Annotated in this window: 13 protein-coding genes; 3 read left to right on the forward strand and 10 right to left on the reverse strand. The window is 73.4% G+C overall.

Going from position 1 to position 14,786, the window contains the following annotated elements; all coding sequences use genetic code 11:
* Positions 1-15 precede the first annotated feature (15 nt).
* Positions 16-1,659 carry a flavin monoamine oxidase family protein gene (locus ACFWUY_RS27895; RefSeq protein ID WP_384115256.1) on the reverse strand — a complete coding sequence of 548 codons (1,644 nt, stop codon included), beginning with the start codon at positions 1,657-1,659 and terminating at the stop codon, positions 16-18.
* Between the two features lie 26 nt (positions 1,660-1,685).
* Entirely contained in the window at positions 1,686-3,206 is a 1,521-nt protein-coding gene (locus ACFWUY_RS27900; protein ID WP_384115259.1) for an APC family permease, read from the reverse strand.
* Between the two features lie 161 nt (positions 3,207-3,367).
* On the opposite strand from ACFWUY_RS27900, the gene ACFWUY_RS27905 reads away from it, so the two are divergent.
* Positions 3,368-4,996 (forward strand): PucR family transcriptional regulator, encoded by a 1,629-nt coding sequence (locus tag ACFWUY_RS27905; RefSeq protein WP_384115262.1) that lies wholly within the window; start codon positions 3,368-3,370, stop codon positions 4,994-4,996.
* Between the two features lie 59 nt (positions 4,997-5,055).
* On the opposite strand, the gene ACFWUY_RS27910 is transcribed toward ACFWUY_RS27905, so the two are convergent.
* The 6 genes from ACFWUY_RS27910 to ACFWUY_RS27935 form a co-directional block, all read right to left on the reverse strand.
* A complete protein-coding gene (locus tag ACFWUY_RS27910; protein WP_384115265.1) occupies positions 5,056-6,147 on the reverse strand; it encodes a glycosyltransferase family 4 protein in 1,092 nt (363 codons plus the stop codon).
* A gap of 108 nt (positions 6,148-6,255) precedes the next feature.
* Complete coding sequence (locus tag ACFWUY_RS27915) at positions 6,256-6,975, reverse strand: hypothetical protein (protein WP_384115268.1); 720 nt, start codon at positions 6,973-6,975, stop codon at positions 6,256-6,258.
* Entirely contained in the window at positions 6,972-8,714 is a 1,743-nt protein-coding gene (recN, locus tag ACFWUY_RS27920) for a DNA repair protein RecN (RefSeq protein ID WP_384115271.1), read from the reverse strand. Before recN ends, ACFWUY_RS27915 begins: the two co-directional genes overlap by 4 nt.
* A gap of 163 nt (positions 8,715-8,877) precedes the next feature.
* Positions 8,878-9,801 (reverse strand): NAD kinase, encoded by a 924-nt coding sequence (locus tag ACFWUY_RS27925; RefSeq protein ID WP_384115274.1) that lies wholly within the window; start codon positions 9,799-9,801, stop codon positions 8,878-8,880.
* The gene (locus ACFWUY_RS27930) at positions 9,798-10,613 is read right to left on the reverse strand and encodes a TlyA family RNA methyltransferase (protein ID WP_384115278.1); all 816 of its coding nucleotides are present in this window, start codon (positions 10,611-10,613) and stop codon (positions 9,798-9,800) included. Before ACFWUY_RS27930 ends, ACFWUY_RS27925 begins: the two co-directional genes overlap by 4 nt.
* Before the next feature lie 7 nt (positions 10,614-10,620).
* A complete protein-coding gene (locus tag ACFWUY_RS27935; protein ID WP_384115281.1) occupies positions 10,621-10,890 on the reverse strand; it encodes a hypothetical protein in 270 nt (89 codons plus the stop codon).
* A 43-nt stretch (positions 10,891-10,933) separates the two neighbouring features.
* On the opposite strand from ACFWUY_RS27935, the gene ACFWUY_RS27940 reads away from it, so the two are divergent.
* Entirely contained in the window at positions 10,934-11,281 is a 348-nt protein-coding gene (locus tag ACFWUY_RS27940; protein ID WP_384115284.1) for an SCP2 sterol-binding domain-containing protein, read from the forward strand.
* Here the strand turns inward: ACFWUY_RS27940 and ACFWUY_RS27945 are convergent.
* Together ACFWUY_RS27945 and ACFWUY_RS27950 are read right to left on the reverse strand one after the other, a co-directional pair.
* Positions 11,270-12,139: an ABC transporter ATP-binding protein gene (locus ACFWUY_RS27945; RefSeq protein ID WP_384115288.1), complete on the reverse strand. Its 870-nt coding sequence runs from the start codon at positions 12,137-12,139 to the stop codon at positions 11,270-11,272. The two genes, ACFWUY_RS27940 and ACFWUY_RS27945, sit on opposite strands and share 12 nt — an antisense overlap.
* A gap of 52 nt (positions 12,140-12,191) precedes the next feature.
* A complete protein-coding gene (locus ACFWUY_RS27950; RefSeq protein ID WP_384115304.1) occupies positions 12,192-13,238 on the reverse strand; it encodes an HAD hydrolase-like protein in 1,047 nt (348 codons plus the stop codon).
* 127 nt (positions 13,239-13,365) lie between these two features.
* Here ACFWUY_RS27950 and ACFWUY_RS27955 point away from each other — a divergent pair, with 127 nt between their 5' ends.
* The gene (locus tag ACFWUY_RS27955; RefSeq protein ID WP_384115291.1) at positions 13,366-14,661 is read left to right on the forward strand and encodes a DUF1015 domain-containing protein; all 1,296 of its coding nucleotides are present in this window, start codon (positions 13,366-13,368) and stop codon (positions 14,659-14,661) included.
* Positions 14,662-14,786: the final 125 nt, after the last annotated feature.

Raw genomic sequence — 14,786 nt, forward strand, 5'->3', positions numbered from 1 at the left:
CCGCCCCGCCCGAGGTCACCTCAGCGCGTCGATCACCTCCCTGGCGGCCCGCTCGCCCTCGGTGGCCCCGCCTTCCATGAAGCCCTGGAAGTCGTACGAACAGTGCTCGCCGCCGATGTGGACGTTGCCCTGGGCGGTGCCCTCGTAGCCGGCGTACCGGTGGAGGTAGCCGACGGGCCAGCAGGAGTACGCGCCGAGCGAGTACGGGTTCTTGTGCCAGGCCGAGAGCTGGGCGCGGCCGGTGTACGCCCGGGAGGTGCCGGGGAAGAAGGCGTCGATGCCGGCGAGGTAGCGGGTGACGAGGCTCCGCACGTACGGGTCGGACTCGGTGGAGAACGGCCCGGCCGGGTTCAGGGCCCGGGCGCGGCTGCCGCCGCCGTACTGGATGAGGATGCCGCCTGTGCCGCCCTGGATCTTGGTGGTGTCCCAGGTCTGCTGGACCTCGGTGTCGGTGAAGCAGTCGCCCGCGGAGACTCCGGGCCAGGGGCCGGTGCCGCGCCAGGGGCGGGTGCCGAACTGCATGTTCAGCTTGGTGCAGTGCCCCATCCGCGCGTCGCGCAGCAGGTTCCTCATGAGCGGGTCGAACGCGGCCTGGGAGAGGTCGATCTGCTTGAGGACCGGCAGCGGGAGGCAGAGGACCGTGTGGTCGGCGGTGACGGTCCTGGTGGCGCCGGCCTCGGTGAAGGTCAGCGTCTGGGTGCCGTCGGCGTTGGCCCGTACGGCGGTCAGGGACCAGCCCTGGCGCAGGGTGCCGGGGGCGAGCGCCCCGGCGATGGCGTTCGGGAGCCGGTCGTTGCCGCCGACGATGTGATAGCGCTCGTTGGACAGGCCCCAGATGTTGAAGTTGCCGGGATTGGTCTGGTAGCCCATGAGCAGGACGAGCGCGAGCGAGGACTGTTCGGTGGTGTCGGCGCCGTACTCGACGTTGTAGGCGACGTCGATGAACTTGCCGAGCGGGGAGGTGTGCCCGCCGGGGACGCGGGTCTCGATCCACTCGTATATCGACATGTTGTCGAGTGCGGTGCCGGTGGGGGTGGTCTGGTTCCACTTCACCTCTCCCGCCTCGGACAGGTCGCGGCGCAGCGACTGGTAGACGGCGTTGAAGTCCTCGTCGGCCTGGTGGCGCGGGTAGTAGGCGCCGTCGAACCAGAGGACCTCCTCGGCGCCGTTGGGCCCGCCGCCGAGGAAGTCCTCGACGTCGAGGTTGAAGCGGCGGCAGAGTTCCAGGATCTTCTTGTGGCTGGTGTCGATCAGCTCGCCGCCGATCTCGGAGGTCTGGCCGTACGCCCAGTGGGAGCGCTGCGTCCACATGCGGCCGCCGACCCTGGACGGGTTGGCCTCGTAGAGCACGGGGCGCACTCCGGCGTCCTGGAGGGTGAGGGCGGCGGTGAGGCCGGAGATCCCGGCCCCGACGACGGCGACCCGGGCGGTGGTGTCGCCGACCGGCCGGTCCGGGGTGGTGGCGTGGGCGGGGAGGGCCGTACCCGCGCCGACGCCGACGGCGACGCCGGCCGCGGCGGCGTACTTGAGCAGGGACCGGCGCCCGAGGGCGTCGGCTCTCATGCCCCTGAGCTCGTCGACGGGGAGGTTCAGCCGTCGGGCGTCGGCGTGCTCGGCGGCGAGGTGCTTCAGGAGGTGCATCGGGTTGGTGCGTGCCATGGGGCGCTCCTGGAGGAAGAGGGGGTTCAGCTCTGGGACACGGGGGCGGGGGCGGGTGCCACGCGGGCGTCGTCGTCGCGCTCGGCGGCGTCCTCCAGGACGATCCGGCCGATGATCTCGTACCGCTCGGGCCGCTTGGCCTTGAGGTGGAAGCCGAGGCCGAGGCCGCCGAAGAAGACCAGGCCGACGATCCAGGGGATCGCCTTGAAGAAGAGGGAGTCGGCGGCGAGCCCGGCCGCGGTCTCCATGTTGATGATCAGCAGGACGACGACGGCGATCATGCCGATGCCGCCGAGGAGCGGGGCGGTGAGGGTCTTGAACCAGTGCCGGTCCTCGGGGTGGTTCTTGCGGAAGTAGCCGATGACGGCGAAGGAGCAGAGGGTCTGGACGATGAGGATGGCCATCGTGCCGAGGATCGCGAGCAGCGTGTAGAGGTGGATGTACGGGTCCTGGCCGGTGAGCCAGAAGGCGGCGACGAGACCGACGGCGATGGCGCTCTGCACGTAGGAGGCGATGTACGGCGAGCCGTGCCTGGCGTGCGTCCGGCCGAGCGCCGGGTGGAGGAAGCCCTCGCGGCCGATGGCGTACAGGTAGCGGGAGGCGCACTGGTGGAAGGCCATGCCGCAGGCGAAGGAGCCGGTGAGCAGCAGCCACTGGAAGGCGTCGACGGCCCAGGCGCCGATGAAGCTCTGGGTGGGCGCGAAGAACAGGTCGAGGGGGGAGGCGGAGGCGGACAGCTTCACCGATTCGGCGAGGCCGTTGCCGGCGATCGTCATCCACGACACGTAGATGTAGAAGAGGCCGACGCCGATGACGGAGATGAGGGTGGCGCGCGGGATGACCTTCTTGGGGTTGCGCGACTCCTCCCCGTACATGGCGGTGGACTCGAAGCCGACCCAGGACCAGAAGGCGAAGAAGAGACCGAGGCCCGCGGAGGTTCCGGTGAAGGCGTTCATCGGGTTGATCGGCTCGACCGGTATGCCCTCGGGGCCGCCGCCGGCGATCAGTACGGCGGTGGCGACCGCGAAGAGGACCGCGATCTCGGCCACGAGCATCACGCCGAGCGCCTTGGCGGTCAGGTTGATGTCGAAGTACGACAGGACGGCCGTCACGGCGAGCATGACCGCCGCGTACAGGATCCACGGCACGTCCACGCCGAGCTGGTCGGCCACCGTCGTCTTCGCGAAGTAGGCGAAGACGCCGACGATGGAGGCCTCGAAGACGACGTACGCGAGGACCGCGAGCATGCCGGAGGCCATGCCGGCGATCCGGCCGAGGCCGTGCGAGATGTAGCCGTAGAAGGCGCCGGCGGCCGTGATCCGCTTGGCCATGGCGACGTAGCCGACCGAGAAGACGGTGAGGACGAGCGTCGCGAAGAGATAGCCGGCGGGCGCGCCGGTGCCGTTGCCGAAGCCGACGGCGATAGGAAGGTTGCCGGTCATCGCGGTGATCGGGGCCGCGGTGGCCACGGCCATGAAGACGACGCCGACGAGCCCGACCGAGTTGGCCTTCAGCCGGTGGACCTCTGGGGTGGAGTTCTTTGCCATGGCGCGAGAGCATCCTCGCGAGTGACGCAGGCCACAATCGACATGCGGTCGCGCAATTCAGGCCGGGGCGCGACGAGTTGTCGCCCCGTTGTACGAAGTGTCCGGCCCCGTGACCGTGGGGTGATGTCGCGGAAACACGGACACGGGTAGCGTCCGGCCCCATGGACAATCAGGGCGGGATCACCGTGCAGCGGGCACTCGAACTCCCGGGACTGCGCGGCGGGCTCCCGGAGGTCGTCGCCGGCGCCGACCGGCTGCACCGCACGGTGCGCTGGGTGCACGCGGGCGAGGTGCCGAACATCGCGTCGCTGCTCAAGGGCGGCGAGCTGCTGCTCACGACCGGCCTCGGCCTGGGCACCCGGCCGGCCGAACAACGCGCTTTCGTCCGCCGGCTCGCGGACCGGGGCATCGCGGCGCTCGTCGTCGAACTGGGCCCGCGCTTCGCCCGCCTTCCGGCGACGATAGTGGAGACCGCGCGGACGGCGGGCCTGCCGCTCGTCCAGCTCCACCGCGAGGTGCCGTTCGTCGCCGTCACGGAGGAGATCCACACCGAGATCGTCAACGGCCACTACGCGCTCCAGCGGCAGGCCGAAGAGGTTCACCGGCAGTGCACGGAGGCCCTGCTCGGCGGCGGAGGGGTCCCGCAGGTGCTGCGCATCCTCTCCGACTTCGCCGCCAACCCGGTCTTCCTGGAGACCGCCGACGGACAGCTGCTCTACGCGGCGGGCACCGAGTCCGCGCCCGCCGACCCGCTCCAGGTGTGGGACGGGCTGCGCGGCCAGCGGGCGGCCCGCGAATCCGGCCCGCCGACCGGCACGGTCCTGGTCGACGTGCCCGGCGGCGGCCCCGGTACGGGCTCGGTACGGGCCCGTCTCGTCCTCCTGTCGGTCTCCGGCCCCCTCTCCCCCGTGCACCGGATGGCGGCCGAGCGCGCGGCCGGCCTCCTCGCGGTCGTCCTCATGCAGGCGCGCCAGGAGGAGGAACTGGCCGCGCGCGGCCGGGGCGACTTCCTGACCGATCTGGCCGAGGGCAGGATCACGGCCGAGGACGCACCGGCGCAGGCGCGGGTCCTCGGCTTCAAGCCGGGCGACGGCCCGCTCCTGCCGGTGGTGATGCGGCTGGCCTCGGAGCTCTCCCCCTCGGGCAACTGGGCGCTGTTGGCCCGCGCGGTCCTGGAGGAACTGGCGTCCGTCGGCGTCCCGGTCCTCCTGGGCGTCCGCCCGGTGGAGGGCCGGGTGCCGCTGCTGCTCGGCCTGCGCTCGGAGTCGGAGCGGACGGCGGTCGCGGACCGGGTCGCGGCGGCGCTGCGCGCCGGCGTGGAACGGGCCGGCCTGGAACGGGCCGGCGTGCACCCGCCGGTGGTCGTGGTCGGCGTCGCGGGCAGCTGGGCGGCGGCCTCGGCGGGCCTGCGGCACGCCGCGGAGACGGCGACGGCGGCGCAGGGCCTCTCGGAGCTGCCCTGGTACGACGCCAGGCGCCTCGACATCGACCTGCTCCTGTGGCGCCTGCACTTCCACGGGGACACGGTCCTGGCGGCGTTCGTGGACCGTGCGATCGGCCCCCTGCGGGATCACGACCGGACGTCCCGCCCGCCGCTCCTGCCGACCCTGGAGACGTATCTGGCGCACGCGGGCCGCAAGGCGGAGACGGCCCGCGAACTCCACCTCAACCGTCAGACCCTCTACAACCGCCTGGCCCGCATCTCCGAACTCCTGGGCACGGACCTGGACGACCCCCAGACGGTCCTGGCCCTCTCCCTGGCCCTGAGGGCCCGCCGCCACACGCCGTGACGGCGGGTGGTGGGTGGGCGTTCCACGGAACTCCCACCCACACCCGCGTCCGAACCCCGTCAGCGCCCCACCAGCTCGTCGTACACGCTCAGCACGTGCGCCACCGTCTCGTCCTCGGTCGGCCAAGTCCCCGCCTGCACCCGCCCCGCCGCCGCCAGGTCCATCCGCCGCTCCACGTCCTCGAGCAGTCCCCGCACGGCCTCCGCGAGCGCCCCCGCGTCCCCGTACGGAACCAACTCCGCCGCGTCGCCGACGAGTTCCGGGACTCCGCCCACCGCCGTGGCGACGAGCGGCACCCCGAGCCGCAGCGCCTCCTGTGCCAGCAGGGACCGCGCCTCCCACCGGGACGGCAGCACGGCCACGTCCGCCGCCGCAAGGAGTTCCGCGACGTCCTCGCGCCGCCCGATCAGCCGCACCGGCAGGTCCTCGGAGACGATCCGCCGCTGGAGGGCGGCCCGTTCGCGTCCCTCGCCCGCGATCACGAGGAGCGGCTGCGGGTCGAGGCCGCGCCATTCCCGGGCCGCGTCGAGCAGCGTCCGGTAACCCCGCCCCCGTTCGAGCGCCCCGACCGCCATCAGCAACGGCCGTTCGACGGCTCCCAGTTCGGCGCGGGCCTTGCCGTCGTGGAGGCATACGGGCCCGCGCGCGGGCGGCACGGTGACGGGGGCGAGCCGGGCGTCCCTGGCCCCGCGCCGCCGGGCCCGGTCGACGAGTTCGGAGGAGGTGGCGAGGACGACGGTCGCGGCCCGTACGGTCCTCCGCTCCAGGAGCCGCAACATCCCACCGCGCGCGCCGTCCACGTGGATCCGGCTGTCCCAGGTCGTCACGAGCGGCGCACGACCGCCGCTCCCGCCCCCGCCGGACAGCGCGAGCGCGGCCCGTACGGACGCCGGCAACCCGTGCGCGTGGACGACGTCCGCGCCGACGCAGGCGTTGCGGAGCGCGGTGACCGTGGCGGAGCCGCCGAGGCGCGGCAGGGGCACGAAGTGCGCGCCGGCGCCCAGGTAGTCGTAGACGTGGTCGAGTTCGGCAGGGGCGCACACGGTCACCCGCACGCCCCTCGCCACGAGCCCCGAGGCAAGTGATCGGACGTGAGCGCTGCTGCCCGCGCTGCCGCCGCCCAGCACTTGGACCGTACGGAGCTGTGTCACGCGCCCAGGATGCCAGCCCGAACCCCTGACCGTACGCACGTTCCGGCACCGAAATGGCGTCGTTCCCCTGTACGGGAGGCGTACGGCTCCGGCACTCACCCCACGGGTTCACTCACTCGGGTGAGCGCGCGAGGCGGCCTCGCACTCCCCCCAGGTCGCGGCGGCGATCAGCGCGGCCGCGTGCGCGGCGAGTCCGAGCCGCCCGTTCCCGGCGGCGATCGCGGCGCCGACGCCGGCGCCGAGCGCGTGCGCGCCCGTGTCACCGAGCATGGTGCGCTCGCCGAGGTCGTCGCCGAGGACCGCGACGGCGGCCCCCATCGGGGCGGCGGCGAGCGAACCCCGTACGAGACCGGGCGCGCCGATGGCGAGCACGGTCAGGGCCGCACGGCCCGGCCGTACGTCCACCAGGTTCACGAGATGGGCGGTGCCGGCGATGACGACGCCGGCCAGGACCTTGTCCACGGCCCGTTCCTTGAGCAGCGACCCGGCCACGAGCGAGGCGGCGCCGATGCCGAGGAGCTTGACGGCCCCGCTGGTCACCTCGCCGTCCCGCAGCGCCGTCAGGTGCGCCCGGAAGCCCCGCCGGTGGTCCTTCCGCACGTCGTCGTAGGCGCCGCAGGCCCCGGCGGCGAGGACGGCGAGCGCGGCGGGCCCGCTGCCGGTCCCGAGCGCCGCACCGAGGGCGACGGCGGGCCCGGCGTACAGGCCGACGCTCCGCCCGGCGTGGTTGGTCCGGATCCACCGGGCGTCCGCGGAGGACCGCCGCAGCCCCTCGTACACCGCCCGGCTCACCCCGGCGGCGATCCCGAGGGCGGCGAGGCGCCTCACCCGTCCGCCCGGGCCGCCGCGAGCAGCTCCTCCGCGTGCGCCCTGGCCGTCTCGGAGTCCTCCTGGCCCGCGAGCATCCGGGACAGCTCCCGTACCCGCTCCTCGCCCTCCAGGACGGTGACGCCCGACCGGGTCACGGAGCCGTCGTTGGTCTTCTCCACGAGCAGCTGCCGGTCGGCGAAGGCCGCGACCTGCGGGAGATGGGTGACGACCACGACCTGCGCGGTCCTGGCGAGCTTGGCGAGCCGGCGGCCGATCTCGACCGCCGCCTTGCCGCCGACACCGGCGTCGACCTCGTCGAAGAGGTACGTCGGCACCGGGTCGACCCCGGCGAAGACCACCTCGACCGCGAGCATCACCCGGGACAGCTCACCGCCGGACGCGCCCTTGGCGATGGGCCGCGGCGGGGCCCCGGGGTGCGGGGCGAGCAGCAGCTCGACCTCGTCGGCCCCCGACGGGCCGTAGGCGACCCGGCGGCCGCCGACCTCGACGCCTTCGGGGTCCTCGGTCTGGCGGATGTCGAAGGACACGCGCGCGTGGGGCATGGCGAGCGAGGCGAGCTCGGCCGTGACCGCGCCGGCGAAGCGGTCGGCCGTCTCCGTACGGGCGTCGGTAAGCCGCTGCGCGAGCACGGACAGGTCGTCGCGCAGCCGGTCCCGCTCGGCGGTGAGTTCCTCGATGCGGTCGTCGTCGCCCTCCAGCTCGCCGAGCCGGCCCGCGCTCTCCTCCGCCCACGCCAGGACAGCGGCGATGTCCTCGCCGTACTTCCGGGTGAGTTGGGTGAGCGCCGCGCGCCGCTCCTCGACGGCGGCGAGCCGCAGCGGGTCGGCGTCCAGGTCGTCGGCGTATCCGGCGAGCTCGGTGGCCACGTCGCCGAGCAGGATGGAGATCTCCCCCATCCGGTCGGCGAGCGCGGCGAGCGCCGGGTCGTGCGACCGTACGGCCTCCAGGGCCCGGCCGGCGCCCGCGACCAGGGTCGTGGCGTCGACGGACTCGGGATCCTCGGGGACTCCGGCGAGCGCGGCGTGCGCGAGCGCGGCGGCGGAGGCGAGTGCCTCGGCGTGCCCGAGCCGCTCCGCCTCGGCGGCGAGTTCGACGTCCTCCCCGGCGCGCGGGGCGACGGCCTCGATCTCGCCGAGCCCGAAGCGCAGCAGATCGGCCTCCTGGGCCCGCTCCCTGGCCCGGGTGGTGATCTCGTCCAGCTCTCCGGTGACGGCGCGCAGCCGCCGGTACGCCTCGGCGTAGGCGGCGAGCGGTACGGAGACGGCCTCGCCCGCGTACCGGTCGAGCGCGCCGCGCTGCCGGGCGGGCTTGAGCAGGCCCTGCTGGTCGGTCTGGCCGTGGACGGCGACGAGATCGTCGGCGAGCTCCGCGAGCAGCCCGACGGGCACGGAGCGCCCGCCCAGGTGGGCCCGTGAGCGCCCCTCGGCCGAGACGGTACGGCTGACGAGCAGGACGCCCTCGTCGAGCTCCGCCCCGGCCTCCTCGGCGCGTACGGCGGCGGACCCTCCCGCGGGCACCCTGATCCGCCCCTCGACGACGGCCGAGGACGCGCCGATCCGCACCAGGGCAGGGTCGGCCCGGCCACCGAGCAGCAGCCCGAGGCTGGTCACCACCATGGTCTTGCCCGCGCCGGTCTCACCGGTCACCGCGGTGAAGCCGGGCGACAGCTCGACCACCGCGTCGTCGATGACCCCGAGCGACCGTATCCGCATCTCCTCCAACACGCCCCAGACCATACGAGGTTTCCGTGCCGCGATGCGACATCGCCCCCGGCCGTAACCCTCCGGCGCACCGATCGTTCGGCTTCCGACCGGATCCGGAAGCCGAAGCGCGTCGGCGCGACGCACCCCTCGGCCGGCCGGTACGCCGGCGTGGTGCGCCCCCCGATCGGCCGGTGCGTCAGCGCGGTGCGCCCCGCCACCCCGACACCGGAAGGGCGAACTTGGCGACGAGCCGGTCCGTGAAGGAGGCGTGGTGGAGCCGGGCGAGCCGCACCGGCACGGCGCCCCGCCGCACCTCGACCCGCGCGCCCGCCGGGAGTTCCACCGTCCGCCGTCCGTCGCACCACAGCACGCCGTGCGGGGTGTGCGGCTCGACCTCGACGGCGAGCACCGACTGCGGGGTGGTGATCAGCGGCTTGGCGAAGAGCGCGTGGGCGCCGATCGGGACCATGAGCAGCGCCTCGACCTCCGGCCAGACGACCGGGCCGCCCGCCGAGAAGGCGTACGCGGTGGATCCCGTCGGTGTCGCGCAGATCACCCCGTCGCAGCCGAAGCCGGTCACCGGGCGCCCGTCGATCGCGAGGACGACCTCCAGCATCCGTTCCGGGGACACCTTCTGCACGGCGGCCTCGTTGAGCGCCCAGTCGCGGTGGAGGACGTCGCCGTTCTCGTACACGACGACGTCGAGGGTCATCCGCTCCTCGACCTCGTACGCCCTCGTCACGACCCGGTCGACGACCTTGTCGAGGTCGTCGCGCTCGGCCTCCGCGAGGAAGCCGACGCGGCCCAGGTTGACCCCGAGCATCGGGACGCCGGAGGCACGGGAGAACTCGGCGCCGCGCAGCAGGGTGCCGTCGCCGCCGAGGACGACGAGGAGTTCACAGCCGTCGAGGGCGTCGGAGCAGGCCTCGGGGACCTTCTCGACGGACGGCGGCAGCGGCAGATCCGCGGCCTCGGCCTCGAGGACCCGGACGCCGATGCCGCTGCGCAGCAGCCCGAGGACGACCAGTTCGGCGCTGCGCACGGCGGCCGGCCGGCCGGTGTGCGCGAGCAGGAAGACGGTACGTGGTGCGGTCTCTGGTGCTGCTGCCGTTGAGCTCAACGAGGTCCTTCCGCCACGGCGCGGTCGACATCCGCCGGATCCAGCGCGGGCGCGCCTGCCCGCAGCCACAGAAAGTACTCGACGTTGCCCGAGGGGCCGGGCAGCGGGCTGGCGGTGACGCCCAGGACACCGAGCCCGAGTTCGGCGGCCCGCCGGGCCACGTTCTTCACGGCGTCCGCGCGGAGTTCGGTGGAACGGACGACTCCGCCGGTGCCGAGCCGCTCCTTGCCCACCTCGAACTGGGGCTTGACCATCAGCACGAGGTCGGCGTCGGGCGCCGTGCACGCCACCAGGGCGGGCAGGACGAGACCGAGCGGGATGAAGGAGAGGTCGCCGACGACGAGGTCGACGGGGACGCCGTCGATCGCGTCGAGCGTCAGCTCGCGGACGTTCGTACGGTCCTTCACGGTGACGCGCTCGTCGCTCTGCAGCGACCAGGCGAGCTGGCCGTAGCCGACGTCGACGGCGACGACGTGGGCGGCGCCCGCCCGCAGCAGCACGTCGGTGAAGCCACCGGTGGAAGCCCCCGCGTCCAGGGCACGCCGACCCTCGACCTTCAGCCCCCGGGGGACGAAGGCGGCGAAGGCCCCGGCGAGCTTGTGACCGCCGCGCGAGACGTAGTCGGGGTCGGAGTCGTCCTGGACGACGACGATGGCCGCGGCGGTCTCGACCTGGGTGGCGGGCTTGGTGGCGACGGTCTTGCCGACGGTCACCCGGCCCGCGGCGATCAGCTGGCTGGCGTGCTCGCGCGAGCGCGCGAGCTTGCGCCGGACCAGCTCGGCGTCGAGACGGCGGCGTGCCACTCCTGCCACGGTGGGTTCAGCTCCTGTTTTCGTACGGACGAGGGGCGGGATGCGCGTCGAGCGAGGTCAGCTCCGCGCGCAGTCCACGGTGTACATCCTCGTACACCTCCAGGTGTCCGTCCGCCGGGAGGTGGTCCACCTCGGCGAGACGCGCCAGGTGGGCGTCGACGCCGGGATACCCGGTGGGTTCCCTCTCGATCCCGAGCGGCGCGGGCGCGGCGGGTTCGTGGGCGTCCTGCGGAGCCGCCGGGTCCGTGGGCTCCGGTTCGGGCATCGCGTCGTTCATGACCTCGACGCTACCGCGAACCCCTGGGGTACGGTCGACGGCGATGGCGACGATCACGGAGTGCCGCACGGCACTGGACAGACTCTCCGACAACCTCGCGCGGGCGGACGGCGACGTGCGCGGGGCCGCCGCGCTCGACCGCAGCCTGAGCTGCCACGTCACCGACCTGGACACCACGTTCACGGGCCGGCTGACGGACGGCCGGATCCGCGTCGAGTCGACGGTGCAGGGCCCGCCGCCGGACAAGGCGGAGATCCGGCTGGCGATGACCGGCGACGACCTGGTGGCGATGGTGGACGGGCGGCTGAACTTCGCGAAGGCGTGGGCCTCCGGCCGGGTCAGGCTGGAGGCGGGCTTCCGCGACCTGCTGCGGCTGCGCTCACTTCTGTAGCGCGGGCTCCTGGGAGGCGGGCTGGGAGGCGGGCTCCGGCGAGGCCACGGGCCGCGGGACGCGGGCCTTGCGTCCGGCCGGTACGACCAGCGGCGTCCCCGTCTCAGGGTCGTCGATGACCTGGCAGCGCAGCCCGAAGACCCGCTCCACGAGTTCGGCGGTCACGACCTCGGACGGCGCGCCCTCGGCGACCACCGCGCCGTCCCGGACGGCGATGAGGTGGGTCGCGTACCGGGCCGCGTGGTTGAGGTCGTGCAGCACGGCGACGAGCGTCCGCCCCTGGTTCTCGTGCAGTTCGGCGCAGAGGTCGAGGATGTCGATCTGGTGCTGGATGTCGAGGTACGTGGTCGGCTCGTCGAGCAGCAGGAGCGGGGTCTGCTGGGCGAGCGCCATGGCGATCCAGACGCGCTGCCGCTGACCGCCGGAGAGTTCGTCCACGTACCGCTCGGCCAGCTCGGCTACGCCGGTCGCCTCCATCGACTCCAGGGTGACGCGCTCGTCCTCGGGCGACCACTGGCGCAGCAACCCCTGGTGCGGGTAGCGGCCGCGGGCGACGAGGTCGGCGACGGTGATGCCGTCGGGCGCCACGGAGGTCTGGGGCAGCAGGCCGAGGGTCCTGGCGACCTTCTTGGCGGGCATGGAGTGGATGGACTGCCCGTCGAGCAGGACGCGCCCCTCGCTGGGCTTCAGCATCCGGGAGAGGGCGCGGAGCAGGGTCGACTTGCCGCAGGCGTTCGGCCCGACGATGACGGTGAACGAGTTGTCGGGGATCTCGACGGACAGCTCACGGGCGATGACCCGCTGCTCGTACGCCAGGGTGACCGATTCCGCGCTCAGCCGCTGCTGTCGTCCGTCCATACCCGCACTCCTGTGCCCTCAGCCCAAATGAAGTTAGGTTAGCCTACCCAATTCACATCCCGAGCCGTGCGAGGGCCTTCCCCGCCTCCGGTACGCCCCCGCCGGCGTCGGCCGCCGACCAGGCGGCCCCGCACAGGGCTCGCACCCCGTCCATCACGTCCTCCGCACCGGCCTCCGAGCCCTCGAACCCCTCCGGCCCTTCGAGCACCAGCGCGCCTCCGCTCACCGTCGCCCGCCAGCCTCCGCACACGAAGCCCCCGTCCTCCTCGGCGACGACCTCGGGCTGCCCCACGAGCAACCCCCGCAGATCCGCCGCCACATACGTCGGCCGGCGCTCCGGCACGGCCGCGAGGAGCTGCGCCACGTCCGCCACCCCGGTCAGCACGAGCAGCGAGTCCACCCCGCCGTTGAACGCGCCCTCGATGTCCGTGTCCAGCCGGTCCCCGACGACCAACGGCCGCCGCGCCCCGGTCCGCAGCACCGTCTCCCGGTGCATCGGAGGCAGCGGCTTCCCCGCGACCTTCGGCTCGAACCGGCCGCCCGTGGCGATCCGCACGACCTCGACCGCGGCCCCGTTCCCCGGCCCGATCCCCCGCGCCCCGGGAATCGTCAGGTCCGTGTTCGACGCGTACCACGGCACCCCTCGCCCGACCGCGTGGGCCGCCTCAGCGAACCGCCCCCACGGCAGCTCCGGCCCCCCGTACCCCTGCACGACCGCCGCCGGCTCGTCCTCCGCCGACTCCACCGGCACCAGGCCCCGCTCGCGCAGCGCCACCCGCAGCCCCTCACCGCCGATCACCAGCACCGGGGACCCGGCCGGCACCTCATCGGCGATCAGCCGGGCCACCGCCTGCGCCGAGGTCACCACGTCCCCGGCCTCCGCGGGCACCCCGAGCTCGGTGAGGTGCGCCGCCACCTCCTCCGGCGTCCGCAGCGCGTTGTTGGTGACGTACGCCAGGTGCATCCCGGCGTCCCGTGCCGCCCCGAGGGCCTCCACGGCGTACGGAACGGCCACCGCTCCCGCGTACACGACACCGTCCAGGTCCAGGAGCGCCGTGTCGTACGCCTCGCTCAACGGCACCGCACTGCCCCCCGGCATCCTCCCGCCGACGTCCCGCTGTCCCTCGCCGTTCCGCACCGTCACCGCACGCTCCTCACATCACCGGGCGAGATTCCCTCGCTCCCCCGATCATCGCTCATGGCCACCACACACTTACGATGACGGGATGAACACCTCAGGTCACGCGGCCGCTGACGTCCGCGACGACACCGCGGGACTGCGCCTGGCCCCGTTCCGTGGACTCCGTTACGTCCCCGAACGGGTCGGCAGCCTCGCCGCCGTGACGTCTCCTCCCTACGACGTCGTCGTACGACCTGACGGACTGCTCCACCTGGAATCGGCCGATCCGCACAACATCGTCCGGCTGATCCTCCCGCAGGCCATCACCGCCGGCACCCGCCACCGCAAGGCCGCCGTCACCCTCGACCGCTGGCTCGCGGACGGCGTCCTCGCCCCGGACCCGGAACCCGCGCTCTACGTGTACGAGCAGCACGGCGACGGCATCCTCCAGCGCGGCGTCATCGGAGCCCTGGAGCTCTCCACACCCGCCGAGGGAGTCGTCCTCCCCCACGAGGACGTCATGCCGCACGTGGTCGAGGACCGCGCCGCCCTGATGAGGACCACCGCCGCCAACCTGGAACCCCTGCTCCTGACGTACGTGGGCGGGGACGAGAGCGGCGCGAACGCGGTCATCGAGCACACCGTCCGGCGCGAGCCCCTGCTCTCCACCACCACGGAGGACGGCTTCCACCACCGCCTCTGGTCGGTCACGGACCCCGCCGAGCTCGCCACGATCGCCGGCGAGCTCGGCCGCCACCAGGCTCTCATCGCCGACGGCCACCACCGCTGGGCGACCTATCTCCGCCTCCGCGAGGAGCACCCCGCTCCGGGCCCCTGGAACTACGGCCTGGTCCTCCTCATCGACACCGTCCGCTACCCCCTCCGGGTCCGCGCCATCCACCGTCTCCTCAACCGCCTGCCGCTGTCGGACGCCCTCGCGGCCCTCGACGGTCACTTCCGGGTACGCCGGATCGACGGGTCCCTGCGGACGGCCCTGGAGGCCCTCGCGACCGCCACGACCGACGGGAACGCCTTCGTCCTCGCCGGTGACGGCGGATTCCACCTCGCCGACCGGCCGGACCCCGCCCTCCTGGACCGTACGATCCGGACGGACCGTCCCCCGGCCTGGCGCACCCTGGACGCGACGGTGCTGCACTCCACCCTCCTGGAGCACGTCTGGCACATCCCGGACGCCCCCGAGGACATCAGCTACATCCACGACACGGAGGCCGCGGTCGCCCAGGCGGAACGCCGCGGCGGTACGGCCGTCCTCATGCACCCGGTGCGCGAGGAGGTCGTACGGGACCTCGCCCGGCAGGGCGTCACGATGCCCCGCAAGTCGACCTCCTTCGGCCCCAAGCCGGCGACGGGCCTGGTCCTGAGGAGCCTGGCGCTGGACTGAGCGTCCCCCGGCACAACGCAGAAGGGGGGCCCCCCCGGGGGTGGCGCCCCAGGGTGATATTAAAAAAAGTAGCATCCGCCGCAAGGGTGGGGGTTTATAAAGGTGGTGGGCGGATCATTAAAAAA

Source organism: Streptomyces sp. NPDC058664 (genome assembly GCF_042716635.1).
Taxonomy (GTDB): domain Bacteria; phylum Actinomycetota; class Actinomycetes; order Streptomycetales; family Streptomycetaceae; genus Streptomyces.